This window comes from Enterobacter cloacae complex sp. ECL414 (assembly GCF_021869685.1).
GTDB classification, from domain to species: Bacteria; Pseudomonadota; Gammaproteobacteria; order Enterobacterales; family Enterobacteriaceae; genus Enterobacter; species Enterobacter kobei.
Map to the genome: position 1 here is coordinate 1247888 of NZ_CP091481.1, position 25450 is coordinate 1273337.

The window sequence follows — 25450 nt, forward strand, 5'->3', positions numbered from 1 at the left end:
GGTGGCGCTGTGCTTACCGGGCCTACGGGAGCTGAATGTAGGCCGGGTAAGGCGTAGCCGCCACGCGGCAATTACCGCCGACCCAATGGCACCACCAGCGGCGTTCCCGCCACCGGATCGTCAATAATCATGCAGCGCATACCGTAGATCTGCGCGATCAGATCCGGCGTCACAATCTCCTTCGGCGCGCCCTGCGCCACAATCTCACCGTCGCGCAAGGCAATCAGATGCGTCGCGTAGCGGCACGCCTGGTTCAAATCATGGAGCACCGCCGCCAGCGTATACCCTTGGGTGCGGTTCAGCTCGCTCAGCAGCTCCAGCAGGTCAATTTGATGGCTGATATCCAGCCACGTTGTTGGCTCGTCCAGCAGCATGATGGAGGTTTCCTGCGCTAACACCATCGCAATCCACGCGCGCTGGCGCTGGCCCCCGGAAAGGGTATCGACACTTTGTTGGGCGAGAGCGGTAATCCCCGTCGCCTGCATCGCGCGGTTTACCGCTTCATCGTCCTCTTTACGCCAGCGGGTAAATAGCGGCTGGTGCGGATAGCGCCCGCGCGAGACCAGTTCCTGCACCGTGATGTCCCCCGGCGTGGTGGCGTTTTGCGCCAGCAGCCCGATGCGCCTGGCCACCTCTTTGCTGGCGAAGCGCTGGATCTGCTCTCCGTCCAGAAACACGCTGCCCTCAACCGGGGTCATCAGGCGGCTCAGCGTGCGCAGCAAGGTTGATTTGCCGCAGCCGTTCGGGCCGATAATCGCCGTGAAGTGGCCGTCCGGAATAGCGACGGTTAAATCACGGGCAATGATTTTTTTGCCGTAGCCAAGGGTAAGGTTTTCGCCGCGCAAGCGGGTTGTTGTGTCTGTCATTTCTTGCGTGACTCCTGAACGAGCAAGACGATGAGGTAAATCCCGCCGAGGCTGACGGTTACCACGCCCACCGGCAGTTGATAGGGCATAAACAGCCGCTGGGCGCAGAGATCGGCGGCCAGCAGTAACAGCGATCCGCACAGCGCCGCCTGGGTTAATCCCCAGCGCGCGGTGCCGCTAAGACGCCGGGCGATGTGCGGGGCGACAAGCGCAATAAAGGATATCGGCCCGGCGATGGCGGTGGAGGCGGCGGTCAGTAATACGGCCACCAGCATCAGCATCAGGCGCGAGCGCTCAACGCTCACGCCCAGCGCGCAGGCGCTGTCGTCGCCCATCTCCAGCAGCCGCATGCGGCGCACCAGCAGCAGCGCGCCGATAAACATCAGCAAAATCAACGGTGCGGCGGGCCAGGTTTTGCCCCACGTCAGGCCGTTGAGTGAACCGGCATACCACAGCCCGGCGGAGATCGCGGTGTCCAGCGAGGCCTGCAGTAACAGCCAGGTGTTAAAGGCCATCAGCATGGCGCGCACGCCAATACCGATGATGATCAGGCGGAAGGTATCGATGCCGTTGCGCCAGGCAAGCAGCCAGATAACCAGCGACGTCAGAATACCGCCCGCCATCGCCGTAAAGGTGATGGCTGTCAGGTGCTGGCCGAACAGCACCATCGCCACCAGTACGCCACTCCAGGCTCCGGTATTCAGGCCCATTACGTCCGGGCTGCCGAGCGGGTTGCGCATCAGCGACTGGAAAATCGCGCCGCTGACCCCGAGCGCTGCGCCCACCAGAATCGCCATCGCCACCCGCGGCAGTCGCCATTCGGTGACCACCAGGGTGATATTGCGCGGGGCGCTGCCCGTGAGGGCGTGGAAGACCTGCACGAAATCGAGCGTGACCGCACCGCTTTGCAGGCTCCAGACCGCCAGCATAACCGTGGCGATAACCAGCAGAGATACGCTGGTGATTAAACGACGGGACAGAACCCTCATGCGCCACCTCCGCGTCTGCGTCGTACCAGGACGATCAGCACCGGCGCGCCGATAAAGGCGCTGACCACCGAAACCCGCAGTTCGCCTGGCACCAGTAGACGCCCGAGCACATCGGCAAACAGCAGCAGGGCCGGGGTGGCAAGCAAGGTGACCGGCAATGACCAGCGGTGATCGGCCCCCACCAGCCAGCGCGCCATGTGCGGCATCATCAGGCCGATAAAGGCAATCGGGCCGACTATGGCGGTCGCGCAGCCGCACAGGACGGTGATGGCGAGCAGGCCAACCAGCTGCGTGCGCGCCACGCGGTTGCCGAGTGAGGTCGCGGTGTCGCTGCCAAGACTGAGGCTGTTGAGCGCCCGGCTTAACAACAGCGCCACGGCGGCGGCGATAATGACCGGGAGCGCCACCACTTTCAGCGTGTCGAGAGTACGGATATCCAGCGAGCCGGCCTGCCAGAAGCGCAGCTGGTCGTAGACGTCCGGGTTGAGCAGGGCGATGCCGTTGGATAAGCCTTCCAGCACCGCTGCGAGCGCTACGCCAGCCAGCGTCAGGCGTACCGGGCTTAGCTGTCCGCCGCCCTGGCTGCCGGTAAACGCGACCACCAGCGAGGCGGCCAGCGCGCCGCAAAAGGCCATCACCAGTTGCTCAGAAGGTGACGTCAATCCGAACAGCGACGCGCCGAGCACGATGGCAAAGCTGGCGCCAGAGTTCACGCCGAGAATGCCGGGGTCCGCCAGCGGGTTACGGGTGAGGGTTTGCATCAGGGCCCCGGCAAGACCGAGGGCACCACCGGCCAGCAGTCCGGCGAGGGTTCGGGGCAGACGAGCGTCGAGCACGATAACGCAGTCGGCGCTCTGACAACTTCCGGAGAGCGCATCGACAATAACGGATGCGGGCAGGGACTTCGCGCCAACCAGCAGACTGAGTGCAATCGCAAGGATCAACAGCAGCAATAATACGGGCACGGCAATGGCGCGCACCGCAGAAGAGGAAAACGACATAGCAACATCCATGATTTGATAATGATAGTGATTATCGTTATCTATCTTATTTGGCTATGTTAGCATGTGCGCCCATGGAATGGGTAGAAATAGACTCAAGGCTTTGTCATGAATCAAAAATCCTGGCTGCTCAACCTCAGCCTGCTCAAAACGCACCCGGCGTATCGCGCCGTTTTTATCGCGCGCTTTATCTCCATTTTGTCCCTCGGGCTTCTCGGCGTGGCGGTGCCGGTCCAGATCCAGGCCATGACGCACTCCAGCTGGCTGGTGGGGTTATCGGTTACGTTAACCGGCAGCGCAATGTTTATCGGCCTGATGGTCGGCGGCGTGCTGGCGGACCGCTACGAGCGTAAAAAACTGATCCTGCTGGCGCGCGGCACCTGTGGTGTGGGCTTTATCGGGCTGTGTATTAACGCTTTGCTGCCGGAGCCGTCGCTGATGGCAATTTACGCCCTGGGGCTGTGGGACGGTTTTTTTGCCTCGCTAGGCGTGACGGCGCTGCTGGCGGCGACGCCTGCGCTGGTGGGGCGTGAGAATCTGATGCAGGCGGGGGCGATCACCATGCTCACCGTGCGCCTCGGCTCGGTGATTTCGCCGATGGTGGGTGGCCTGCTGCTGGCCACCGGCAACGTGGCGTGGAACTACGGGCTGGCGGCGGCGGGAACCTTCATTACCACGTTGACGCTGCTGCGCCTGCCGTTGCTGCCACCTCCGCCGCAGCCGCGTGAGCATCCGCTGAAGTCCCTGATGGCGGCCATTCGTTTTCTGTTCAGCAACCCGCTGATTGGCGGCATTGCGCTGCTCGGTGGCCTGCTGACCATGGCGAGTGCGGTGCGCGTGTTGTACCCGGCGCTGGCGGGCGAGTGGCAGATGAGCGCCTCGGAAATCGGTATTCTCTACGCCGCCATTCCGCTCGGCGCGGCGTGCGGCGCGTTGACCAGCGGTCATCTGGCGCAGAGCGCGCGTCCGGGGCTGATTATGCTGCTTGCCACGCTGGCCTCGTTTGTTGCCATTGGCTTCTTCAGCCTGATGCCGGTGTGGGCGCTCGGGGTGATGTGTCTGACGATTTTTGGCTGGCTGAGCGCCATCAGCTCGCTTTTACAGTACACCCTGATCCAGACCCAGACGCCGGAGGGGATGCTCGGGCGCATTAACGGTTTGTGGACCGCGCAGAACGTGACGGGGGATGCGATCGGTGCGGCGATCCTTGGCGGACTGGGAGCCGTCATGAGTCCGGTGGCCTCGGCGAGCAGCAGCGGGTTAGTGTTAGCCGTTGTTGGCGTGATTTTATTGGCGGTTTTGGTGGAGTTGCGTCGGTTCAGGCAGGAGAGTGCTCCGGTGTGATTTGCCGGGTGGCGGCTGCGCCTTACCGGGCCTACATTTTGCACCCGTAGGCCCGGTAAGCGAAGCGCCACCGGGCGCAGTTATTACCTGAAAATTGCCTCTAAACGCTGTAAAACCAACATCGCGCTGTAATAATCCAGGCGGAACGTCTCCGTTCCCAGCGCCCAGACGCGCTTGTTCTGCACAGCTGGCAGGTGCGCCAGCAGCGGGTTGGCGTAGATCGCATCCACGTCTTTCTGGTCGCCGGCAAAGACAAACAGCCCTTCGCCGTTTAGCCCCGTCGCCAGGTTTTCCCCACCCAGCTGAATAATGTCGTGGCGTTTCCCCTGGCTTTTCGAGGTATGCAAGCCGGCAGGCAGGTCCGCCAGCGTAAAGCCCAGCTGGTGCAGAAGCTTGCCCTGGGCCGATTCCGTGGTCCACAGGTTCGCCGTGTGTGCGGCGGCGGTATAGACGATGGCGTTTACTGGCTGCGGCGGCAGCGTCATCTGCTGCTTCACCTGGGCGAGCTGTTCATCAAATGCGGCAATGCGCTCGGTGGCCTGCTTTTCGTGTCCGGTCATCGTGCCCAGCTGCGTCAGCAGTTCCTGCCAGCTTTTGTCGTCGTAGTTGATGATAAGCGTGGGCGCGATGGCCGAGAGCTGATCGTACAGCGCCAGCGCCGAATCCCCGCCGGTGGCGCTGATCAAAATCAGATCCGGCATTTGGGCGGCCACCGCCTCTGCGCTGGGTTCACCAATATACAGCCGCGCAACCTTACGCTGTTTCGCAATGTCTCCCCACTGGCGCAGGAAACCCTGCGCATCCGCGACGCGGTTATTCGGCGTGGTCGCACCGCTGGCGATAACCGGCGCATCAATTGCCAGCAGGGAGCCGGTCAGGGTCACGCTGGTGGAGACAATGCGCGTCGGTTTGTGCTCAAGGGTATGAACGCCACGGCTGTCGGTGACCTGACGCGGCCAGTCGGCGGCAATCGATGAGGTAACGCCTAAAACAAATACGCCTGTTAAAAAAAGGGCATTACGGAAAAGGGCGGGAAGATTCACAGCTCGGCATCCTGTTTTTGTTGAAGATAATGCTTCTCATTTTCATGGTTGCCGGGAAGGGATGCAAGCGTTTGTCGCATAAGTTATTTGTCCGACGGTTGACAGCGGGGCGCTGTGGGATTAGGTTAGCCGACGAAAATATAAATGATAATCATTATTGCTTCTTTTATCGTTTGTGGAGGATGATATGGACACGTCCCTGGCTGAGGAAGTTCAGCACACCGCGACCACGCTGCCATCAGACAGCTTTTTCTTTATGTCGCCTTACCGCAGTTTTACCACCTCCGGCTGTTTTGCCCGCTTCAGTGAACCCGCCGTCGGCGGCGACGATCCGGCAGGTCACTTCCAGCAAAAATTAGCCCAGGCTTTCCGGAATGCGAAAGCCAGCGGCATTGCCCATCCGGTGATGGTGGGTGCCATTCCCTTTGATACCCGCAAGCCGTCGTCGCTGTTTATTCCGCAACGCTGGCAGACCTTTTCCCGTCCTGCGCGTCAGCAATCCGCACGTTATTTCTCCGGTTCACAGGCGCTGAAGGTGCAACAACGCACCGAGATCCCTGCGCAGCCCGTGTTTGAAGAGATGGTCGCGCGTGCAGCGTCGCTCACCGCCACCCCGCGGGTGAACAAGGTGGTGTTGTCGCGTCTGATTGATATCGCGGCTGACAAAAAGCTGGACAGCGGTGCCCTGATGGAGCGCCTTATCGCCCAGAATCCGGCCAGTTTTAACTTCCACGTACCGCTGGAGGACGGGGGCGTGCTGCTCGGCGCCAGCCCGGAACTGCTGCTGCGCAAAGAGGGCGCGCACTTTAGCTCGCTGCCGCTGGCAGGCTCCGCGCGTCGTCAGCCGGACGATGTACTGGATCGCGAGGCGGGTAATAAGCTGCTGGCGTCCGAAAAAGATCGCCACGAGCACGATCTGGTCACCCAGGCGATGAAAGCGATTCTGGAACCGCGCAGCCATCACCTGAGCATGCCGTCTTCTCCGCAGCTCATTACCACGCCAACGCTGTGGCACCTGGCAACGCCGGTGGAGGGCGAGGCGCGTGAAAACGAGAACGCCCTGACGCTGGCCTGCCTGCTGCACCCGACGCCTGCCCTGAGCGGCTTCCCGCATCAGGCGGCGAAAGCGCTGATTGCCGAGCTGGAACCGTTTGATCGCGAGCTGTTCGGCGGCATCGTCGGCTGGTGCGACAGCGAAGGGAACGGCGAGTGGGTGGTGACCATCCGCTGCGCGCGTCTGCATAACAATACCGTTCGCCTGTTTGCCGGCGCGGGCATTGTGCCTGCCTCCTCTCCGGTGGGCGAATGGCGTGAAACCGGTGTGAAGCTTTCCACCATGCTCAACGTGTTTGGTTTGCACTAAGGAAGACTGATGACCATTCCCTTTACCCGCTGGCCGGAGGATTTTGCCCGTCGCTACCGAGAAAAAGGCTACTGGCAGGATCTGCCGCTGACCCACATCCTGACGGACCATGCGGACAGCGATGCCGTGGCGATTATCGACGGCGATCGGCTTATCACCTATCGTAACTTTAATCAGGCGGTGAACAACCTCGCGTCCGCACTTCAGGCGCAGGGGCTGCATCGCGGTGAAACCGCACTGGTACAGCTCGGCAACGTGGCCGAGTTCTACATAACCTTCTTTGCGCTGCTGCACATTGGCGTCGCGCCGGTCAACGCGCTCTTTAGCCATCAGCGCAGCGAACTGAACGCCTACGCTATGCAGATCAAACCCGCCGTGCTGATTGCCGATCGCGATCACGCGCTGTTCGCGGGCGATGATTTCCTCAACACCTTCGTGGATGCGCATCGGTCGGTACGCGTCGTGCTCCTGCGCGGCGATAAGGGCGAACACGCCCTGGACGCGGCGATTACCCGCCCGGCGGACAACGTCATCCCGAACCCGACGCCCGCCGATGAAGTGGCCTTCTTTCAGCTTTCCGGGGGGAGCACCGGCACGCCGAAACTGATCCCGCGCACGCACAACGATTACGACTACAGCATCCGCCGCAGCAACGAGATTTGCGGCATTACCGCGAAGACCCGTTATCTGAACGCGCTGCCCGCGGCGCACAACTACGCCATGAGTTCGCCGGGATCGTTAGGCGTTTTCACGGCGGGTGGCTGCGTGGTGTTAGCGAGCGACCCGAGCGCCACGCTCTGCTTCCCGTTGATTGAACAACATCAGATCAACGTCACCTCGCTGGTGCCACCGGCGGTCAGCCTGTGGTTGCAGGCGATTGCCGACGGCGCGGGGAACGCACAGCTTAAATCTCTCAAGCTCCTGCAGGTGGGCGGTGCGCGCCTTTCCGCCACGCTTGCCGCGCGCATTCCGGCGGAAATCGGCTGTCAGCTTCAGCAGGTGTTTGGCATGGCGGAAGGGCTGGTGAACTACACCGCGCTCGACGACGCCCCGGAACGCATCATCAATACCCAGGGCCGCCCGATGTGTCCGGACGACGAAGTGTGGGTGGCAGATGAACACGGCAATCCGCTGCCGCGCGGGGAAGTCGGGCGTCTGATGACGCGCGGGCCGTACACCTTCCGCGGCTATTTTAACAGCCCGGAACACAACGCCAGCGCTTTCGACGCTGAGGGTTTTTACTGCTCCGGCGATCTGATCGCCATCGACGAGCAGGGCTATATCACCGTGCAGGGGCGCGAGAAAGATCAGATCAACCGCGGCGGAGAGAAGATCGCCGCGGAAGAGATCGAAAACCTGCTGCTGCGCCATGAGTCGGTGATCCACGCCGCGCTGGTGAGCATGGAGGACAGCCTGCTGGGCGAAAAGAGCTGCGCGTATCTGGTGGTGAAAAAGCCCCTGCGCGCGGTCGAGGTGCGCCGCTTTCTTCGCGAGGAGGGCGTTGCCGAGTTTAAACTGCCGGACCGCGTGGAGAGCGTGGATGCGCTCCCGCTGACGCCGGTCGGCAAAGTTGATAAGAAACAGTTGCGCCTGTGGCTGGCTGAACGGGCACAGGGCTGAGGAACAGAGTATGGCCATTCCAAAATTAACCGCTTACGCGCTGCCGACCGCTGCAGAACTGCCAGCCAATAAAGTGAACTGGGCGTTCGAGCCAGAACGTGCCGCGCTGCTGATCCACGACATGCAGGAGTATTTCCTGAATTTCTGGGGCGAAAACAGCGCCATGATGCAGCAGGTGGTGGCGAACATCGCCAGACTTCGCGCGTACTGCAAAGCGCACAATATTCCGGTGTACTACACCGCGCAGCCAAAAGAGCAGAGCGATGAGGACCGCGCCCTGCTGAACGACATGTGGGGGCCGGGCCTGACCCGCTCGCCGGACCAGCAGCGTATTGTGGCCGAACTGACGCCGGACGAAGCGGACACCGTGCTGGTGAAGTGGCGCTATAGCGCGTTCCATCGTTCGCCGCTGGAGCAGATGCTGAAAGAGACCGGCCGCAACCAGCTGCTGATTACCGGCGTGTACGCCCACATCGGCTGTATGACCACTGCGACCGATGCCTTTATGCGCGACATCAAGCCGTTCTTTATCGCCGACGCGCTGGCGGATTTCACCCGCGACGAGCACCTGATGTCCCTCAACTACGTTGCCGGGCGTTCAGGCCGCGTGGTGATGACCGACGAGCTGCTGCCGTCCATTCCGGCATCGAAAACGGCGCTGCGCGCGCTGATCCTGCCGCTGCTGGACGAGTCCGATGAGCCGATGGATGACGAAAACCTGATCGACTATGGTCTGGACTCGGTGCGCATGATGGCGCTGGCCGCCCGCTGGCGCAAAGTGCATGGCGATATCGACTTCGTGATGCTGGCCAAAAATCCTACCCTCGACGCCTGGTGGGCGCTGCTCTCCCGCGAGGTGAAGTGATGGCGGGATTTGATTTCAGCGGCAAAACCGTCTGGGTGACGGGCGCGGGGAAGGGGATTGGCTACGCGACGGCGCTGGCGTTTGTTGACGCGGGCGCGCAGGTGACCGGGTTCGATCTGGCCTTCCCGCAGGACGACTACCCCTTCGCGACTGAAACGCTGGACGTAGCAAATGCCTCGCAGGTGAGTGACGTGTGTGGCCGCGTGCTGGCTTCGCTTGAACGCCTGGACGTGCTGGTCAACGCGGCGGGTATTCTGCGTATGGGGGCGACGGACCAGCTCTCGCAGGAGGACTGGCAGCAGACCTTCGCGGTCAACGTTGGCGGTGCGTTCAACCTGTTCCAGCAGACGATGGGCCAGTTTCGCCGTCAGCAGGGCGGGGCGATCGTCACCGTCTCCTCTGACGCGGCACATACGCCGCGTATCGGGATGAGCGCCTACGGCGCCTCGAAAGCGGCACTGAAAAGCCTCGCCCTGACCGTCGGCCTGGAGCTGGCGGGCAGCGGCATACGCTGTAACCTGGTGTCGCCGGGGTCAACGGACACCGATATGCAGCGGACCCTGTGGACGAACGACGATGCACAGCAGCAGCGCATTCGCGGTTTTGGCGAGCAGTTCAAGCTTGGTATTCCGCTTGGCAAAATCGCCCGTCCGCAGGAGATTGCCAGTACCGTGCTGTTTCTTGCCTCCGATGCCGCCAGCCATATCACTCTGCAGGATATCGTGGTGGACGGCGGCTCCACGCTGGGGGCGTAAATGATCTGGAAACGTCATTTATCGCTCGACGAGCTGAACGCGACCAGCATGAACACCCTGGTGGCGCATCTGGGCATCGTCTATACCCGCCTCGGCGACGACACGCTCGAGGCCGAGATGCCGGTGGATGCGCGTACCCATCAGCCGTTTGGCCTGCTGCACGGCGGCGCCTCAGCCGCGCTGGCGGAAACGCTGGGGTCGATGGCCGGATTTCTGATGACCCGTGACGGGCAAAGCGTCGTGGGCACCGAACTGAACGCCACACACCACCGTGCCGTGGCGCAGGGAAAGGTGTGTGGGGTGTGCCAGCCGCTGCATCTGGGGAGAACAAACCAGAGCTGGGAAATTGTGGTTTTCGACGAGCAGGGACGACGATGCTGTACCTGCAGGTTGAGTACGATGGTGTTGGGGTAAGTCATTTAGCTGAAAGTGATCGGCTTAACACTGTGGTGTAAATCTCTGGTTTGACCACACATTATTGCGTTTCAGAGTTGTTAAATATTTGCCGTTGTTCTAGAAACAAAATGTAACATCTCACTGTTTCACAACAACGGATAACCACAATGAACAACTCAGGGAAATACCTTACATGGGCAGGGCTCTCCGTTGTGGGAGCTTTTGCCCTGGGCTATATCGCCCTCAACCGGGGGGAACAGATCAATGCGCTCTGGATCGTTGTCGCCTCCGTCTGCATTTATCTGATCGCGTATCGTTTTTATGGCCGCTATATCGCGAAAACCGTCCTGGGCGTTGATGCGACGCGCATGACGCCTGCCGTACGTCATAATGACGGTCTGGACTACGTCCCGACCGACAAAAAAGTGCTGTTCGGTCACCATTTTGCGGCGATTGCCGGGGCGGGCCCACTGGTGGGGCCGGTGCTGGCGGCCCAGATGGGCTACCTGCCCGGGATGATCTGGATCCTCGCGGGCGTGGTGCTGGCGGGCGCGGTGCAGGACTTTATGGTGCTGTTCGTCTCCACCCGCCGCGACGGCCGTTCGCTGGGCGAGCTGGTGAAAGAGGAGATGGGGGCAACCGCCGGGGTGATTGCCCTGGTGGCGACCTTTATGATCATGGTGATCATCCTCGCGGTGCTGGCGATGATTGTGGTGAAAGCGCTGACCCACAGCCCGTGGGGGACATACACCGTCGCGTTCACCATACCGCTGGCGCTGTTTATGGGAATTTATATTCGCTACCTGCGCCCGGGACGCATTGGTGAAGTGTCGGTGATTGGCCTGGTGTTCCTGGTGTTCGCCATTATTTCCGGCGGCTGGGTGGCGGAAAGCCCGACCTGGGCGCCGTTCTTCGACTTTACCGGTATACAGCTGACCTGGATGCTGGTGGGGTATGGCTTTGTTGCGGCGGTGCTGCCGGTATGGCTGCTGTTGGCCCCGCGTGACTACCTCTCTACGTTCCTGAAAATCGGTACCATCGTCGGGCTGGCGATCGGCATTCTGATTATGCGTCCGACCCTGACCATGCCTGCGCTGACTAAGTTCATCGACGGTACCGGCCCGGTCTGGACCGGCAACCTGTTCCCGTTCCTGTTTATCACCATCGCCTGCGGTGCGGTGTCTGGTTTCCACGCGCTGATTGCCTCCGGAACCACGCCGAAGATGCTGGCGAATGAAAATCAGGCCTGCCTGATTGGCTACGGCGGCATGCTGATGGAATCCTTCGTCGCCATTATGGCGCTGGTTTCCGCCTGTATTATCGACCCGGGCGTCTACTTCGCGATGAACAGCCCGATGGCGGTACTGGCCCCGGCCGGGACCGTTGACGTCGTGGCGTCTGCTGCGCAGGTGGTCAGCGGCTGGGGCTTTGCGATTACCCCGGAAACGTTGACGCATATCGCTAATGAGGTGGGCGAGCAGTCAATTATCTCCCGTGCGGGTGGTGCGCCAACGCTGGCGGTGGGTATGGCCTACATTCTCCACGGTGCGCTGGGTGGGCTGATGGACGTGTCGTTCTGGTATCACTTCGCCATTCTGTTCGAGGCGCTGTTTATCCTGACGGCGGTGGATGCCGGTACGCGTGCGGCGCGCTTTATGCTGCAGGATCTGCTGGGGGTGATCTCCCCGAACCTTAAGCGTACCGATTCGCTCCCGGCAAACCTGCTGGCGACGGCGCTGTGCGTGCTGGCGTGGGGCTACTTCCTGCATCAGGGCGTGGTGGATCCGCTAGGCGGCATTAACACGCTCTGGCCGCTGTTCGGTATCGCTAACCAGATGCTGGCAGGCATGGCGCTGATGCTCTGCGCGGTGGTGCTGTTCAAAATGAAGCGCCAGCGCTATGCGTGGGTGGCGCTGGTGCCGACCGCGTGGCTGCTGATCTGTACCCTGACGGCAGGCTGGCAGAAAGCCTTCAGCCCGGATAACAAAGTGGGCTTCCTGGCGATTGCCAACAAGTTCCAGGCGATGATCGACAGCGGCAAGATCCCGGCGCAGTACACCGAGTCTCAGCTGTCGCAGCTGGTGTTTAATAACCGTCTGGATGCCGGGCTGACCATCTTCTTTATGGTGGTGGTCGTGGTGCTGGCGTTGTATTCTCTTAAAACCGCGCTGGCAGCATTGAAAGTGGATAAGCCAACGGCGAAAGAGACACCGTATGAGCCAATGCCTGAAAACCTGGAAGAGATTGTCACCCAGGCGAAAGGGGCGCATTAACCAGTGTGCCGGGTGGCGCTAGCGCTTACCCGGCCTACATTTTCTGTGAGACCAGAACGATGTTCGACACCCTCTCCAAAGCAGGTAAGTACCTGGGCCAGGCCGCCAAAATGATGATTGGTGTGCCGGACTACGACAACTACGTTGAACATATGCGCGTCAACCACCCGGACCAGACGCCCATGACCTACGAAGCCTTTTTCCGCGACCGCCAGGACGCCCGCTACGGCGGCAAGGGCGGGGCGAAGTGCTGTTAACCCTCTTTTGGTAAATAGAGGCTGATCTGCTCCTGCTTGCAGCCGTAAATTGCCGCCAGCTTTTCGCGGGTACGTTTTTGCGGGCGGGAGTCCAGCGCTTCCAGCTGTGAGACGGCGGACTGGGTGATGCCGAGTTTCTGCGCCACCTCCTGCTGGGATAACCCGCAATGGATGCGCCACGCGGCCTGCAGGCTGACGTTCTCGTTATGCATGATGTCGCACACTTCCCCCGGTAAACCTACGTCATCATAACAATCGTGTTCGACTTCAATATCCTCCAGATCATCGTCGGTTTCGTCGTCGATTTCTGCCATCTGTAAGCACATACGAAAGTATTCATCATAGGGAATAACCACGTACTGCGTTTTTCCGTCATCGTCCTTAATTAGCTGAACAGCCATAGGGGGCTTTCTCCTCGTGAAGGTAGGTCGTTGATGTTCTGCGCTTGACGGCCAAAACATAACAATGTTTATCGGGATCGTCCCGAAGTGTAATCAGAATGCGGTAATCGCCAACGCGTAGCCGGAAATGATTTTCTGTCGCCGATATTTTTTTGATATCGGGCCGGGGAGCTGAGCGATCGTCTAGCTCAGAAAGTTTAACTTTGATTCTTCGCTGATATCGGCCATCGATTTTGGAAAACTCTTTCTTTGCATTCTTTGACCAGACAATCTTCATCCGTACCTCCACTGTACGCCCACACAAAATATAAGGAAATAATAAGACTATTAGATAAAATCCGAATTTCTAATGGGGTACTGTAGAGCGGCGAAAAACCGCGAGAAAGCGGCAAAACGCAAACCGTCGAGGCGGCCCGGAAGCGCCTCTGCCGGGTGACAGAGGCTTGCAGAAATATGCGATCAGGCGTTCAAACCGCCGTCCACGTCCAGACCGGTACCGGAGATCTGCCCGGCGGCTGGGCTGGCAAGGAAAGTGACTGCCGCCGCGATGTCTTCCGGCTGACCGTAATGGCCGACCGCAATCATCTGGCGCTGGGCTTCCGCCTGTTCCCCGTCCTCCGGGTTCATATCGCTGTTGGTCGGACCGGGATGCACCAGGTTGACGGTGATGCCGCGCGGGCCGAGATCGCGCGCCAGGCCGCGGGTAAGAGAGTTGAGGGCCGACTTGGTCATGGAGTAAACGGCAATACCGGGCATGGCCACGCGGTTTGCCAGGCAGCTGCCGATGTTAATGATGCGCCCGCCGTCAGACATGTGCACCAGCGCTTCCTGAATGGCGATCACCACGCCGCGGATGTTGACGTTGATCAGGGCGTCAATGTCAGCCAGCGTCATGGACTCCAGCGGGCCACCGCGCGCGATCCCGGCGTTGTTGACCAGAATGTCCAGCCCGCCGAGCGCGCGCGCCGCATGGGTGACGGCATCCTGAATCGCCTGCGCGCTGGCGCTGTCAGCCTGTACGGCTTCACCGTATCGGCCAAGCGCTTTTATCTCATCGGCGACCGCCTGGGCTTTATCGGCTGATTTTTCATACGTTATAACCACATCGGCACCGGCGCGGGCCAGCGACAGGGCTATCGCACGGCCCAACCCACGGCTGGCGCCGGTAACCAGCGCTTTCTTACCTGTTAAATCGATCTGCATGATGACCTCGTTGCGAGAGAGTGGTGAGAATCATCATTAGGTATAGACGGTCGGCGCATTTAACGGGGGAATGTTTCCACCTTCTCAAACGCGGCGCGCAGAACGTCAGGGGTTAACTCAACGGGCAGATAATGAATCGACTCCACCGGACGCAGGGTGTGGGTAATAACCTTATCCAGCGCGTCGCGGTTATTAATATCAACGTCCAGTTCGCGTAGCCGGGTCGGCAGGTTAAAGCGTTGATAGGCCGCCACCAGCTGCGCCAGCACGTCGTCCTGGCCGAGCAGGGCGCTTTGCACCAGAATGCCGTAGGCCACCTTGGTGCCGTGCAGGTATTTTTCCGTCTGCGGCAGCACGGTTAACCCGTTATGTACGGCATGCGCCGCCGCCACGCGGGTGTAGCGCTCGCCCAGACCGCCGACCATTCCACCGCCGGCAACGATCGCATCCACTACGTCCCGGAACGCCTGCGATAACTCGCCACGCTGTTGGTCTGCCAGCGCTTCCTCGCTGCGTTCCAGCAGCACGTCGCGGATCGCCAGCGCGCTGTTGATGCCCAGCCGCACGGTCAGGGGCAGGTTTTCCGGCTCAGGTGCCAACACAACCGCTTCGTACCACTTCGCCAGCGTGTCGCCGATGCCCGCCAGCAGGTATTCCGCCGGGGCATTGAGAACGATCTGCGGCTCCACCAGCACCAGGAAGTTCGCGTCGTCGAAAATCTCAAACTGCAGCGCCTGGCCTTCATCGTTGTACCAGACGGAGAGCGGGGTCCACGCCGCGCAGGTCGCGGCGATGGTGGGGATGCCCACGAACGGTACACCTGAACGGCGCGCCACGGCTTTGACGGTATCCATCACCGCGCCGCCGCCGATGCCTATCACCACGCTGACGTCGCTGCCGGCTTCATTCACCAGGTGGCTGACGTCGCGCTCGCTGCAGTGGCCCTTAAACAGCAGGTGTTTTGCCCCCGGCGCGTCAAAGCTCGCTGGCAGGAAAGGGCGCGCGGCTTCGATGGCGCGCTCGCCGTAAATCCACACCGCGCGGGAAAGCTGCTCCGGCGTGAAGAAATCATTGAGATGCGCAAGGCTGCCTGGGTGGGAGAAGTAGTTCGCCGGGCCGGGCACGACGCGGATATCGGTATTGCTCATGGTGTTGTCCTTTTTTAGCACGCGCTAACCCGATGTTATGTCTGGACATCCGGATGGCTAATAATATTTCGCTTTATCTTATGCCTTTTCCGTCGTTGTCAGTCAACCGGCGCTGTGAAAAATTCGATAAATCAGAAGAGTAATGAAGGATTTACGCGGATGGTTTCCAGTCGCCTTGAGATGCGTGGTATCAGCCTGGCCTTTTCCGGCTTTCAGGCGCTGTCACGGGTGGACTTTACCCTGAGCGGAGGGTCGGTGCATGCGCTGACCGGCGCCAACGGCGCGGGGAAATCGACGCTGATGGCGGTGCTGTGCGGAACGCACGATCGCTATGAAGGCGAGATTTGCATTAACAACCAGTCGGTGACGATCCGCGAGCCGCTGGACGCCAAGCGGCTGGGCATTCACCTTGTGCAGCAGGAAGTGGACGTGGCGCTGATCCCGGGGCTGAGCATTGCCGAGAACATCATGCTCGACCAGCTTGCGCAGCCCGGGCACCGCTTCAGCTGGCGTGCGGTTCGTCACCAGGCGATACAGGCGCTGGCGCAACTGGACGTGTCCATGGATGTTCGGCGATCGGTCGACAGCTGCACGCTTGCTGAAAAACAGCAGATTTTGCTGGCGCGGGCGCTGTCCCATCATTGCCGTTTTTTAATTCTGGATGAACCCACCGCACCGCTGGATGCACACGAAAGCGAGCGCCTGTTTGCGGTGGTGAGACGCCTGCAGCAGCAGGGCATCGGCGTAGTGTTTATCTCGCACCGTATTCACGAGCTGAAAGCCATCTGCGACACCCTGACGGTGCTGCGTGACGGCAAGCTGATTGAGTCCGGCCCGATGGCCGATCTCAGCGGCGAAGCGATCGTTGAGAAGATGCTTGGCCACGTGCTGAGCGATATTTACCCGCCTGCTCGCCCCCCGCACAGCGACGAAACGTTGCTGCGCGTAGAGGGCCTGCACGATGACGCGCTGCTGAAAGATATCTCCCTTCACCTGCGCAAAGGCGAAATTCTGGGCATTGCCGGGCTGGCGGGCGCGGGCAAAACCGAACTTTGCAAGGCGCTGTTTGGCGCCACGAAAAGCCGGGTGACACAAGGCGAGTTGAATCATCAGCCCTGGAAACCGCGCGACCCGGCCGACTCGGTGCTGCGCGGGCTGGCGCTGGTGCCGGAGGAGCGGCGCAAGGAGGGTATTTTTATCGACGAGCCCGTGAGCATGAACCTTGCCGTGTGCGCCGATAACAGCTTCTCGCGCTGGAGCCTGTTTGGTCATCGTCAGGCGTGGCGCTGGGCAGAAGAGGTGATTGCCCGCGTCGGCGTGCGTGCGCGGGGGCCGGGGCAGGTGCTGCGCCGTTTATCCGGCGGCAACCAGCAGAAGGTCGCCATCGGTAAATGGCTGCGTAATGATGCCAGCGTGCTGATTTTCGATGAGCCGACTAAGGGCGTGGACGTGAAAGCCAAAACCGATCTGTTCCAGCTGATTGACGGCCTGGCGCGCGAGGGCAAAGGGGTGATTTATGCCTCGGGTGAATTTGCCGAGCTGGTCGGGCTGTGCGACCGCATCTGCGTGCTGTGGGACGGACGTATCGTGGCGGAAATCGCCGGGGCCGAGGCCCGTGAAGAGACACTACTTTATTATTCAACCGGAGGATCGGCGTCGTGAGTAAGGCCCTTTCAGTGACTGCGGCGGCGTCAGGCCGTCAGCATATTTTCGATTTTCTCTACAAGTGGGGCATGCTGCTGACCGTCGTCGCGCTGGTGGCGGTGTTTGGCCTGGCCTCGGACAACTTCCTCGATCCGAACAACATCATCAACATATTGCGCGCGATCGCCATCGTGACGGTGATTGCCATTGGCGTATCGATTTCGCTGACCGTCGGCGGGTTCGATCTCTCCGTGGGATCCACCGCGTCGCTGGCAAACGCGCTGGTGATATCGCTTTTCGTCTGGCACGGCTTCGGCACTACCGAGTCGATTCTGATTACCCTTGCGCTCTGCACGCTGGTGGGGCTGTTCAACGCGTTTCTGATCGTCATCCTGCGTATTCCGGACATGCTCGCAACCCTCGCCAGCCTGTTTGTGATCCAGGGCGTGGCGATGACTTACAGCTATGGCGGGTCGATTACCGAAAACATGGTGCTGCCGAGCGGTGATATGGCGGAAGGGACCATTCCGGCGGCGTTCAGCCTGCTGGGGCAGGTGCCGACCATCGTCATCATCATGCTGGTGGTGACGGTTCTCGCGCAGCTGGGACTGTCCCTCACCACGCATGGCCGACGCATGTACGCCATCGGCGGCAACCCGGAAGCCGCACGCCTCTCCGGTATTCGCACCACGCGCTACAAGGTGGCAGCTTACGTGATCGCCTCGCTGCTGGCGGGGCTGGGCGGGATTTTGCTGGCCTCGCGCATTGGCTCGTCGCAGGTGAATGCCGGGGGCGGTTATCTGATGGATGCGGTGGCCGCGGCGTGGATCGGCTTCTCGCTGGCGGGTTCCGGCAAGCCGAACGCGCTGGGGACGCTGGTTGGGGCAGTTATTCTCGGCGTGCTGTCGAACGGGCTGGTGATGCTCTCCGTGCCGTATTACGCCATGGACATTATAAAAGGGCTGGTGCTCGCGGTGGCGCTGGCGATGACCTACATACAAAAACGCTGATAACACAACAGGATAAAAAATGAAAAAAATTGCACGCTCATTGGTAGCACTTGGATTACTGACTGCGCTGCCAGGCTTCGCGGCCACGCCCGCACCGGTGCCGGCTGCCATTGCGAACCACGAGGATCCGATCCGCATCGCGGTGATCCGCAACCTCGGCTCCGACGACAACACCACGCAGTTTGTGGCGGGGGCGATTCAGGAAGGGAAGAAACTCGGCTTTAAGGTCAGCACTTTTTTAAGCAACGGGGACGATGCCAAATTCCAGGACTTCGTGAACCAGGCAATCAGCCAGAAGTACGACGGGATTATCCTGTCTCAGGGGCGCGATCCGTACTCCACCGCGCTGGTGAAGAAGGCGGTGGATGCCGGGATTAAAGTCGCCGTGTTTGATACGGCGGTGAACGGCGAGATCCCGGGCGTGACCGTTACTCAGCAGGATGATGCTTCGCTGACGAACCTCTCCTTCGGCCAGCTGGCGAAAGATTTCAACGGCAAGGCCAATATTGTCAAGCTGTGGGTGGCGGGCTTCCCGCCGATGGAGCGTCGTCAGGCGGCGTACAAGGAACTGCAAAAACAGTATCCGGAGATCAAAGAGCTGGAATCAATTGGTGCGGTCTCCTCTGACGTGCAGGGGGATACCGCCAACAAGGTGGGCGCTATCCTGGCGAAATACCCGAAAGGAAAAATCGACGCTATCTGGGGCACCTGGGATGCCTTCAGCCAGGGCGCGTATAAGGCGCTGAAAGAGAACGGACGCACCGAGATCAAACTCTACAGCATCGATATATCTAACCAGGATCTGCAGCTGATGCGTGAGCCGGGCAGCCCGTGGAAGGTAAGCGTGGCGGTGGATCCGAAGTTGATTGGCGCAACCAATGTGCGTTTGATCGCCAATAAGATTGCCGGAGAAGCGACCCCGGCAACCTATGACTTTAAAGCCGCTGCCATTCCGCAGGCGCTGCTGACCGCCCAGCCGGGTGGGGTGAACGTGGCGTCGCTTGGGAAAATCATTCCGGGCTGGGGCCAGACGGACGATTTTATCGCGCCGTGGTTTGCGACGCTGGAAGCCCGGTCAAAATAATGCCCGGTGGCGCTTCGCTTACCGGGCCTACGGTTTTGTAGGCCGGATAAGGCGAAGCCGCCATCCGGCGAAAGGACGCAACGATGTCTGTATTACCTCAACCCGAATACAGCCGCAATATGCGGCTGATTGGCCATAGCGACCAGGGCGGTCGCCCGGACGGCGTGCAGCTGATGGTGCATCACGGTTTCGCGTATATCGGTCATATGGTGTCGCAGGGTTTTTCCATCGTCGATGTGCGCGACCCGAAAAACCCGAAAGCGGCAGGTTATGTTCCCGCGCCGCCCGGCACCTGGAACGTGCATTTGCAGGCGCATGACGATCTGTTGCTGGTGATCAACGCCCGGGATCTGTTTGCCGATGCCCGCTTTGCCGATGAGAAGGTTTACTACACCCGTCAGGTGGGGGAGACCGTCAGCGACGTGCGGGACAAAGGCTGGAGCGCCGGGCTGCGGGTGTTTGATATCTCTACCCCGGACAAGCCGCGTGAAATCGGCTTTCTTTCGCTGAACGGCATCGGGATCCACCGCATCTGGTACGTCGGCGGGCGCTGGGCGTACGTGTCGGCGCTGATTGACGGCTTTACCGATTATATCTTTCTGACCATCGACCTGGCCGACCCGCGCAAGCCTGAAGTGGCGGGGCGCTGGTGGCTGCCGGGGATGAACCAGGCCGAAGGGGAAAAGCCCAGTTGGCCCGAAGGGAAGCGCTACGCGCTGCACCACGCGATTATCGCCGGCGATACCGCCTATGGGAGCTGGCGCGACGGTGGCCTGACGCTGCTGGACGTGAAAGACCGCACTCAACCAAAGCTGATTAGCCATCGCAACTGGAGCCCGCCGTTTGGTGGCGGGACGCATACCGCGCTGCCGCTGCCGGACCGTTCCCTGCTGGTGGTGCTCGACGAAGCGGTGCTGGATAACCAGGAGGATGGGGAGAAGCTGATCTGGCTGTTTGATATCCGCGAGCCGTCGAACCCGGTGAGTATCTCGACTTTCCCGCAGCCGGATGAAACCGACTACGTGGCGAAAGGGGCGCACTTTGGGCCGCACAACCTGCACGAGAACCGGCCGGGGAGTTTTGTCAGCTCGACGCTGATTTTTGCCACTTACCAGAACGCGGGCGTACGCGCGTATGACATTTCCAACCCGTATCGCCCGGTGGAGACCGGTGCGCTGGTGCCAGCTGCGCCGGAAAGAATGATGGATACGCGGCCGAATCGCCCGCAGGTGATCCAGTCCTGCGACGTGTTTGTGGATGCTCAGGGGATTATCTACAGCACGGATTATAACGGTGGGTTGTCGGTGATTGAGTATTTGGGGTGAGTGCGGATTGGTGCCCTCACCCCGCCCTCTCCCACAGGGAGAGGGAGAAAACCAGAAGCACTCAGCTGTACTGCCGCACGCGTGCCACCAGCTCTTCCGCGCTGTCGATGCGCTCGGCAATGACAATCAACGCCTTGCCGAGGGTAATCGCATGGCGCAGGCATTCGTGGCGCATGGCGTCATCCTGAATGGTGTCGATATCCGCGACGTGGGAAAGCCCGACGCTGCGGCGAATCAGTTCGGTGCCGCAGAAACCAATGGCGTCATGCCAGACCTTTTTCAGAAACGCGGAAGCATAGCCCGGCGCGCTGAGCGCGGCGTCTCGCGTTTTTTCGTTTGCTAATGCCTGGAAGCGCTCCGCGAAGGTGTTCCACAGCGCCTGAATGTCGATCAGGCGCTGCTCGCGGGCGGCGGCGGCATCGCGAATACCCAGATGCCCCGGCAGGCCGCAGAAGTTGAGCAGCAGGTTGCCAATGGCAGTGCCGACGTCAAAGCCAATCGGGCCAACGTAGCCGAACTCGGCGTCAATGGCCTTCAGGCTGCCGTCCGCCACAAAAATGGAGCCGCTGTGAATATCCCCGTGCAGCAGCGCTTCAGCGTGTGAGAAAAAGCGATGCTTCAGGGAGGCCACGGCAATTTTCAACTGGGCATCGTCGCGCAGGGCGGCGACGTCATTTTCCAGCTCGACCGGGTAGTTGTTGCGTTCGTGGATCTGGTACGGATCGTTGAAGAACAGATCTTCGGTGATCTCACACATCTCCGGGTTGATGAATTTCGCTACCTGCGCTTTTTTCGCGTGCGGATGCAGGTAGAAATCGCTGGTGTGGAACAGCGTGTATGCGAGGTATTCACCCAGCTGACGCGCGGCCTGTGGATAGTGATTGTTTTTAATCAGCTCGCCGCGCCAGATGCGATGGCTGGAGAGATCCTCCATCACCATCACCGCCAGTTCCGGGTCAAAGTGGTGGATTTTCACGGTGTGCTGCGGGCTGTGCTGGTAATGCTCGACCAGGGTTTGCGCCTCCAGACGGGCGCGGTCCAGCGTCAGCGGCCAGGACTCGCCGACGCAGCGCACGTAGGGCAGCGCCTGTTTGACGATGACGCGGCTTGTGCCCTGGGCATCGAAAATTTTGAAAACCAGATTGAGGTTGCCGTCGCCCACTTCCTGCGCCTCCACCAGCGAGGAAGGATCGTCGAGTCCACCAAACTGCCTGGCATACTCCACGGCGTCCTGAGCGGTAAAGGTACGGTATTGCGACATGGCCTGCTCCTCACGAGTTTGCTAATAAAGACATGTAGACGTCTATACATCTGGATTTCATCCTGACACAATGTGCTACAACAACGCAACAGGGAATTAACGACATGCAGACATTACAGACGACCAGCCTGCGGGTGGCGGATAATCAGCTCTTTATTCTCGACCAGCAGGCGCTTCCGCAGGAGAAACGCTGGCTTGAGGCCTCCACGGTAGAGACGCTGGTCGGGCATATCCATGCTCTGCGCGTGCGCGGTGCGCCGCTGATTGGTCTCTCTGCAAGCCTGCTGCTGGCATTGCTGGCGGAAAGCGGCAAAAGCCGTGATGAACTCGCCGTGGCGCTGAAAACCCTGCGCGCGTCCCGCCCGACGGCGGTGAACCTGATGAACAACCTTGACCGTATGAAGCTGGCGCTCTGGCAGGAAGATTTCGTTTCGGCGCTGGTGTCTGAAGCGCTGCGCCTGATTTCTGAAGACAGGCAGTTGTGCGACGCTATCGCCCGCGCGGGCAGCGCGCTGGTGACGCCCGGTAGCCGCCTGCTGACCCACTGCAACACCGGCGGGCTGGCAACGGCGGGCGTGGGCACGGCGCTGGGCGTGATTGCCCGCGCCTATCAGGAGGGAAATGTCAGCAACGTCTGGGTGGATGAAACCCGTCCGCTGCTGCAGGGCGGCAGGTTGACCGCGTGGGAGCTTGGCGAGCTGGGCGTGCCGTATCGGCTGATTACCGATTCCATGGCGGCAAGCCTGATGGCCAAAGGACAGGTCGACGCCGTGTGGGTAGGGGCCGATCGCATTGCCGCTAACGGCGACGTGGCGAACAAAATCGGTACCTATTCCCTTGCGGTGCTGGCGAAATTCCACGGCATTCCATTCTACGTGGCTGCCCCGCAAACAACCCTCGACCCGGAGTGCCCGAATGGAGATGCGATCCCGATTGAGCAGCGCGCCGCCAGTGAGGTGACGGGCGTTGCGGGAAGTTTTGGGGCGGTGCAGTGGGCGCCGGAAAACGCCCTGGTCTATAACCCGGCGTTTGACGTTACGCCAGCCTCGCTGATTAGCGGCTGGGTGCTGGATACGGGCGTAGTGACGCCGGAAGAGGTGGCAAACGGGAAATTCGCCTGAGTCCGGCTATCCTTTAAGGGGTTCCCTTTAGAGGACGATATCGTGACGCTTGATCCTGATACTGACTTAAAACTGGAGCGCGTGGTGGATGCACCGCGCGACCTGCTGTGGCTCTGCTGGACCACGCCCGAGCACATCAAAAACTTCTTCATTCCTGCTCCCCATAAAGTGACCGAATGCGACCTCGACCTGCGCGTGGGCGGTCGGTTCAATACCGTATTTGAGGTGGACGGACAGCGGATGGATAACCGGGGTGTGTTTCTTGAAATCGACCCGGGAAAAAAACTGGTCTTTACCGACGGTTATACGGAAGGCTGGAAACCGGCCGAGAAGCCGTTTATGACGGCGATTTTGCTGCTGGAGGAGGTGGGCGAGGGCAAAACCCGCTATACGGCAATTGCGCGCCACCCGACGAAGGAAATCCGCGAGCAGCATGAACAGATGGGCTTCCACGAAGGGTGGGGGATTGTGCTGGATCAGCTGGTGGGGTATGTGAAAGGGCTTAACGCGTAGTGCGCGTTAAGCCCTCACCCCAACCCTCTTCCACAGGGAGAGGGAGAAAAGATTATGCCAGACGTGGATACGCATCCGCGATCGCATCACCGGTAAACTGCGCAACCCAGCCTTCCGGGTTATCAAAAATACGGATCGCGGTAAAGTTCGGCTCTGAACCCATATCAAACCAGTGCGGCGTACCCGCGGGTACGGAGATCAGGTCGTTTTTCTCGCACAGCACCTGATAAACCTCATCGCCAATGTGCAGGCAGAACAATCCCGTGCCTTCCACGAAGAAGCGCACTTCATCTTCGCCGTGAGTATGTTCGCTCAGGAACTTTGCGCGCAGCGCGTCTTTTTGTGGGTTATCGGCCCGCAGGCTGATGACGTCCCAGCTCTGATAACCTTTCTCTGCCACCAGTTTGTCGATCTCATGCTGGTAAGCCTCAATCACCGCCTCCGGGGCGGGATCCTGACCTAAATCGCGGTCCGCGTCCCAGCGTTCAAAACGTACGCCTTTGGCGTTGAGCTGCCGGGCGATCTCGGCGGCGTCGGTGCTGTGCCACTTTGGTTGACTGGCGTCTTTATCAGAATAGACAGTTAATGCGCTCATGAAGGGATCTGCTCCGGGTTTATCTCGTCAAACTGGTGGACCTGATGGTGATGGCTTGCCCCGTCATCATCGCCGCGAATCAGCTGCAGGGTACGAAAGCCTGCCTGTTCAGCCGCGTCCAGCTCCTGATGAATATCTGACAGGAACAGGATCTGCGACGGCGCGATGCCCGTTTGGGCCGCAATGTTCTGGTAAGACGCCACCTCGCGCTTGGCGCCGATGTGGGTATCAAAATAGCCGCTGAACAGATGAGTAATATCACCTTCGTCGCTGTAGCCAAATAACAGTTTCTGTGCGGCGACAGATCCCGAGGAATAAACATAGAGATCAATCCCTTGCGCTTTCCATTTTTCCAGCGCAGGCAGGACGTCCGGGTAGAGGTGGCCGGTAAAGTCGCCATTCACGTAGCCATCGTGCCAGATGATCCCCTGCAGCGCTTTGAGCGCCGTGGATTTACGGTCTTCATCCATAAAGGCAAAGAGGGCGTCAATAAGCTCGCTGACGCTGGCGTGCGGGTTACCGATTTCATCGCGCAGATTGTCCAGAATGGATTTGACCGGCTCGGCGTACTGCTGCGCGGTGACGAACGCCGCCAGCCGCTCACGCGCGTAGGGGAACAAAACATCGTGGACAAAACGGATATCGCTGGTGGTCCCTTCAATATCCGTCACAATTGCGCGAATCATACTCTCTCCAGTTGTCGTAAACGCATTTCGCATTCAAAAAGAAATTCCAGTCCCTCCAGATGACGGCGGGCCTCGGCCACATCGCGTCCCCAGCAGGTTAAGCCATGACCGCGCAGAAGAAAACCATAATTAAGCGGGCGTTCCTGCGCGTAATGGGCGATTCGCGAGGCGAGGGCGTCGATATCCTGGTCATTATCAAACACCGGGATGGAGACGGTATCCAGATGGGTGGCCTGTCCGGTAAGCGATTTTTGCATCTCAAAGCCGCTGATGTTCAGCTCGGTTTCCCTGACCAGACGTGACAGCACCGTCGCGTTGACGGTGTGAACGTGCAGGACAGCGTTGGCCTCGGGGAACAGGCGATAAATGAGGGTGTGTAGCCCGGTCTCTGCCGACGGCTTGCGGCCTGACGGCGCACGGTTTGTGGCGATCTCGACCTGCAGAAAATCCGCCGTGGTCAGGCTGCCTTTGTCTTTACCGGATTCGCTCAACCAGCAGAGGTGTTCATCCTGTCGCACAGACATGTTGCCACCGGTGGCGGGTGCCCAGCCTTTGGCGCCAATCCAGCGGCAGGCGTCGACAAGTTGTGTGAGTTGCAGGTTGTCTGCCATTGCCTTTTACCTCTCGACCAGGAATATTGATATGGTATAGACGTCTAAGCGTCTTGATTGCCAAATGGTAACATCG

The 25450-nt window shown here is 60.2% G+C and carries 26 protein-coding genes; 14 read left to right on the top strand and 12 right to left on the bottom strand.

The features are described from left to right. Positions 1-71: 71 nt before the first annotated feature. Genes fepC through fepD form a run of 3 tightly spaced genes read right to left on the bottom strand, consistent with a single transcriptional unit; the run spans position 72 to position 2856 of the window. Positions 72-866 (bottom strand): iron-enterobactin ABC transporter ATP-binding protein, encoded by a 795-nt coding sequence (gene fepC, locus L3068_RS05735; protein ID WP_032637228.1) that lies wholly within the window; start codon positions 864-866, stop codon positions 72-74. Next, positions 863-1855 carry an iron-enterobactin ABC transporter permease gene (fepG, locus tag L3068_RS05740; protein WP_047344419.1) on the bottom strand — a complete coding sequence of 331 codons (993 nt, stop codon included), beginning with the start codon at positions 1853-1855 and terminating at the stop codon, positions 863-865. Before fepG ends, fepC begins: the two co-directional genes overlap by 4 nt. Beyond that, positions 1852-2856, bottom strand: coding sequence for a Fe(3+)-siderophore ABC transporter permease (fepD, locus tag L3068_RS05745; RefSeq protein ID WP_047344418.1), 1005 nt, complete (start codon positions 2854-2856; stop codon positions 1852-1854). Before fepD ends, fepG begins: the two co-directional genes overlap by 4 nt. Positions 2857-2964: 108 nt before the next feature. On the opposite strand from fepD, the gene entS reads away from it, so the two are divergent. Further along, a complete protein-coding gene (gene entS, locus L3068_RS05750) occupies positions 2965-4200 on the top strand; it encodes an enterobactin transporter EntS (protein ID WP_014882948.1) in 1236 nt (411 codons plus the stop codon). An 83-nt stretch (positions 4201-4283) separates the two neighbouring features. Here the strand turns inward: entS and fepB are convergent, their stop codons facing one another. Continuing rightward, on the bottom strand, positions 4284-5243 hold the full coding sequence (gene fepB, locus L3068_RS05755) for a Fe2+-enterobactin ABC transporter substrate-binding protein (protein WP_047344417.1): 960 nt from the start codon (positions 5241-5243) through the stop codon (positions 4284-4286). Between the two features lie 187 nt (positions 5244-5430). Between fepB and entC the strand changes: the two genes are divergently transcribed. The 7 genes from entC (at position 5431) to L3068_RS05790 (ending at position 12772) form a co-directional block, all read left to right on the top strand. Further along, positions 5431-6606: an isochorismate synthase EntC gene (gene entC, locus L3068_RS05760; RefSeq protein ID WP_047344416.1), complete on the top strand. Its 1176-nt coding sequence runs from the start codon at positions 5431-5433 to the stop codon at positions 6604-6606. 9 nt (positions 6607-6615) lie between these two features. Then, positions 6616-8226, top strand: coding sequence for a (2,3-dihydroxybenzoyl)adenylate synthase EntE (gene entE, locus L3068_RS05765; RefSeq protein ID WP_117580671.1), 1611 nt, complete (start codon positions 6616-6618; stop codon positions 8224-8226). A 10-nt stretch (positions 8227-8236) separates the two neighbouring features. Then, positions 8237-9091 (top strand): isochorismatase, encoded by an 855-nt coding sequence (locus tag L3068_RS05770; protein WP_014882952.1) that lies wholly within the window; start codon positions 8237-8239, stop codon positions 9089-9091. After that, positions 9091-9846, top strand: a complete 756-nt coding sequence (gene entA, locus L3068_RS05775) for a 2,3-dihydro-2,3-dihydroxybenzoate dehydrogenase EntA (RefSeq protein ID WP_032637221.1) — start codon at positions 9091-9093, stop codon at positions 9844-9846. Before L3068_RS05770 ends, entA begins: the two co-directional genes overlap by 1 nt. Then, positions 9847-10260, top strand: coding sequence for a proofreading thioesterase EntH (gene entH / locus L3068_RS05780; protein WP_032637220.1), 414 nt, complete (start codon positions 9847-9849; stop codon positions 10258-10260). Positions 10261-10409: 149 nt separating this feature from the next. Further along, on the top strand, positions 10410-12515 hold the full coding sequence (cstA, locus tag L3068_RS05785; protein WP_023332362.1) for a pyruvate/proton symporter CstA: 2106 nt from the start codon (positions 10410-10412) through the stop codon (positions 12513-12515). Positions 12516-12574: 59 nt separating this feature from the next. Next, the gene (locus L3068_RS05790) at positions 12575-12772 is read left to right on the top strand and encodes a YbdD/YjiX family protein (protein WP_014169079.1); all 198 of its coding nucleotides are present in this window, start codon (positions 12575-12577) and stop codon (positions 12770-12772) included. Here L3068_RS05790 and L3068_RS05795 read toward each other — a convergent pair. From L3068_RS05795 to L3068_RS05810, 4 genes are all read right to left on the bottom strand, one after another. Beyond that, positions 12769-13173: a helix-turn-helix domain-containing protein gene (locus tag L3068_RS05795; protein ID WP_014882956.1), complete on the bottom strand. Its 405-nt coding sequence runs from the start codon at positions 13171-13173 to the stop codon at positions 12769-12771. The two genes, L3068_RS05790 and L3068_RS05795, sit on opposite strands and share 4 nt — an antisense overlap. Beyond that, complete coding sequence (locus tag L3068_RS05800; RefSeq protein ID WP_048339223.1) at positions 13154-13450, bottom strand: type II toxin-antitoxin system RelE family toxin; 297 nt, start codon at positions 13448-13450, stop codon at positions 13154-13156. Before L3068_RS05800 ends, L3068_RS05795 begins: the two co-directional genes overlap by 20 nt. A 182-nt stretch (positions 13451-13632) precedes the next feature. After that, positions 13633-14376, bottom strand: coding sequence for an SDR family NAD(P)-dependent oxidoreductase (locus L3068_RS05805; RefSeq protein WP_014882958.1), 744 nt, complete (start codon positions 14374-14376; stop codon positions 13633-13635). Between the two features lie 59 nt (positions 14377-14435). After that, positions 14436-15524, bottom strand: a complete 1089-nt coding sequence (locus L3068_RS05810; RefSeq protein ID WP_023336901.1) for an oxidoreductase — start codon at positions 15522-15524, stop codon at positions 14436-14438. A 159-nt stretch (positions 15525-15683) separates the two neighbouring features. Between L3068_RS05810 and L3068_RS05815 the strand changes: the two genes are divergently transcribed. The 4 genes from L3068_RS05815 (at position 15684) to L3068_RS05830 (ending at position 20587) form a co-directional block, all read left to right on the top strand. Then, positions 15684-17186, top strand: a complete 1503-nt coding sequence (locus L3068_RS05815; protein ID WP_047344414.1) for a sugar ABC transporter ATP-binding protein — start codon at positions 15684-15686, stop codon at positions 17184-17186. Beyond that, a complete protein-coding gene (locus tag L3068_RS05820; RefSeq protein WP_023332366.1) occupies positions 17183-18178 on the top strand; it encodes an ABC transporter permease in 996 nt (331 codons plus the stop codon). The genes L3068_RS05815 and L3068_RS05820 overlap by 4 nt, the downstream gene beginning before the upstream one ends. Before the next feature lie 19 nt (positions 18179-18197). Beyond that, positions 18198-19262: a sugar ABC transporter substrate-binding protein gene (locus tag L3068_RS05825; protein WP_117580669.1), complete on the top strand. Its 1065-nt coding sequence runs from the start codon at positions 18198-18200 to the stop codon at positions 19260-19262. An 83-nt stretch (positions 19263-19345) separates the two neighbouring features. Then, positions 19346-20587: an LVIVD repeat-containing protein gene (locus L3068_RS05830; RefSeq protein WP_117580667.1), complete on the top strand. Its 1242-nt coding sequence runs from the start codon at positions 19346-19348 to the stop codon at positions 20585-20587. Positions 20588-20648: 61 nt separating this feature from the next. Here L3068_RS05830 and mtnK read toward each other — a convergent pair whose 3' ends face one another. Beyond that, positions 20649-21848 carry an S-methyl-5-thioribose kinase gene (gene mtnK, locus L3068_RS05835; protein WP_032637211.1) on the bottom strand — a complete coding sequence of 400 codons (1200 nt, stop codon included), beginning with the start codon at positions 21846-21848 and terminating at the stop codon, positions 20649-20651. Between the two features lie 104 nt (positions 21849-21952). On the opposite strand from mtnK, the gene mtnA reads away from it, so the two are divergent. Continuing rightward, a complete protein-coding gene (gene mtnA / locus L3068_RS05840) occupies positions 21953-22969 on the top strand; it encodes an S-methyl-5-thioribose-1-phosphate isomerase (RefSeq protein ID WP_117580663.1) in 1017 nt (338 codons plus the stop codon). 42 nt (positions 22970-23011) lie between these two features. Beyond that, positions 23012-23482 carry an SRPBCC family protein gene (locus L3068_RS05845; protein WP_014882966.1) on the top strand — a complete coding sequence of 157 codons (471 nt, stop codon included), beginning with the start codon at positions 23012-23014 and terminating at the stop codon, positions 23480-23482. A gap of 52 nt (positions 23483-23534) precedes the next feature. Here the strand turns inward: L3068_RS05845 and L3068_RS05850 are convergent, their stop codons facing one another. The 3 genes from L3068_RS05850 to L3068_RS05860 are packed head-to-tail and all read right to left on the bottom strand — an operon-like array spanning position 23535 to position 25374. Beyond that, positions 23535-24077, bottom strand: a complete 543-nt coding sequence (locus L3068_RS05850) for a 1,2-dihydroxy-3-keto-5-methylthiopentene dioxygenase (protein WP_236904781.1) — start codon at positions 24075-24077, stop codon at positions 23535-23537. Next, positions 24074-24763: an acireductone synthase gene (gene mtnC / locus L3068_RS05855; RefSeq protein WP_014882968.1), complete on the bottom strand. Its 690-nt coding sequence runs from the start codon at positions 24761-24763 to the stop codon at positions 24074-24076. The genes L3068_RS05850 and mtnC overlap by 4 nt, the downstream gene beginning before the upstream one ends. Continuing rightward, the gene (locus L3068_RS05860; protein ID WP_014882969.1) at positions 24760-25374 is read right to left on the bottom strand and encodes a methylthioribulose 1-phosphate dehydratase; all 615 of its coding nucleotides are present in this window, start codon (positions 25372-25374) and stop codon (positions 24760-24762) included. Before L3068_RS05860 ends, mtnC begins: the two co-directional genes overlap by 4 nt. Positions 25375-25450 lie beyond the last annotated feature (76 nt).

Coding starts and splice junctions, on each gene's coding strand:
- fepC (WP_032637228.1), bottom strand. CDS start 866: ATGACAGACACAACAACCCGCTTGCGCGGCGAAAACCTTACCCTTGGC.
- fepG (WP_047344419.1), bottom strand. CDS start 1,855: ATGAGGGTTCTGTCCCGTCGTTTAATCACCAGCGTATCTCTGCTGGTT.
- fepD (WP_047344418.1), bottom strand. CDS start 2,856: ATGTCGTTTTCCTCTTCTGCGGTGCGCGCCATTGCCGTGCCCGTATTA.
- entS (WP_014882948.1), top strand. CDS start 2,965: ATGAATCAAAAATCCTGGCTGCTCAACCTCAGCCTGCTCAAAACGCAC.
- entC (WP_047344416.1), top strand. CDS start 5,431: ATGGACACGTCCCTGGCTGAGGAAGTTCAGCACACCGCGACCACGCTG.
- entE (WP_117580671.1), top strand. CDS start 6,616: ATGACCATTCCCTTTACCCGCTGGCCGGAGGATTTTGCCCGTCGCTAC.
- L3068_RS05770 (WP_014882952.1), top strand. CDS start 8,237: ATGGCCATTCCAAAATTAACCGCTTACGCGCTGCCGACCGCTGCAGAA.
- entA (WP_032637221.1), top strand. CDS start 9,091: ATGGCGGGATTTGATTTCAGCGGCAAAACCGTCTGGGTGACGGGCGCG.
- entH (WP_032637220.1), top strand. CDS start 9,847: ATGATCTGGAAACGTCATTTATCGCTCGACGAGCTGAACGCGACCAGC.
- cstA (WP_023332362.1), top strand. CDS start 10,410: ATGAACAACTCAGGGAAATACCTTACATGGGCAGGGCTCTCCGTTGTG.
- L3068_RS05790 (WP_014169079.1), top strand. CDS start 12,575: ATGTTCGACACCCTCTCCAAAGCAGGTAAGTACCTGGGCCAGGCCGCC.
- L3068_RS05795 (WP_014882956.1), bottom strand. CDS start 13,173: ATGGCTGTTCAGCTAATTAAGGACGATGACGGAAAAACGCAGTACGTG.
- L3068_RS05800 (WP_048339223.1), bottom strand. CDS start 13,450: ATGAAGATTGTCTGGTCAAAGAATGCAAAGAAAGAGTTTTCCAAAATC.
- L3068_RS05805 (WP_014882958.1), bottom strand. CDS start 14,376: ATGCAGATCGATTTAACAGGTAAGAAAGCGCTGGTTACCGGCGCCAGC.
- L3068_RS05810 (WP_023336901.1), bottom strand. CDS start 15,524: ATGAGCAATACCGATATCCGCGTCGTGCCCGGCCCGGCGAACTACTTC.
- L3068_RS05815 (WP_047344414.1), top strand. CDS start 15,684: ATGGTTTCCAGTCGCCTTGAGATGCGTGGTATCAGCCTGGCCTTTTCC.
- L3068_RS05825 (WP_117580669.1), top strand. CDS start 18,198: ATGAAAAAAATTGCACGCTCATTGGTAGCACTTGGATTACTGACTGCG.
- L3068_RS05830 (WP_117580667.1), top strand. CDS start 19,346: ATGTCTGTATTACCTCAACCCGAATACAGCCGCAATATGCGGCTGATT.
- mtnK (WP_032637211.1), bottom strand. CDS start 21,848: ATGTCGCAATACCGTACCTTTACCGCTCAGGACGCCGTGGAGTATGCC.
- mtnA (WP_117580663.1), top strand. CDS start 21,953: ATGCAGACATTACAGACGACCAGCCTGCGGGTGGCGGATAATCAGCTC.
- L3068_RS05850 (WP_236904781.1), bottom strand. CDS start 24,077: ATGAGCGCATTAACTGTCTATTCTGATAAAGACGCCAGTCAACCAAAG.
- mtnC (WP_014882968.1), bottom strand. CDS start 24,763: ATGATTCGCGCAATTGTGACGGATATTGAAGGGACCACCAGCGATATC.
- L3068_RS05860 (WP_014882969.1), bottom strand. CDS start 25,374: ATGGCAGACAACCTGCAACTCACACAACTTGTCGACGCCTGCCGCTGG.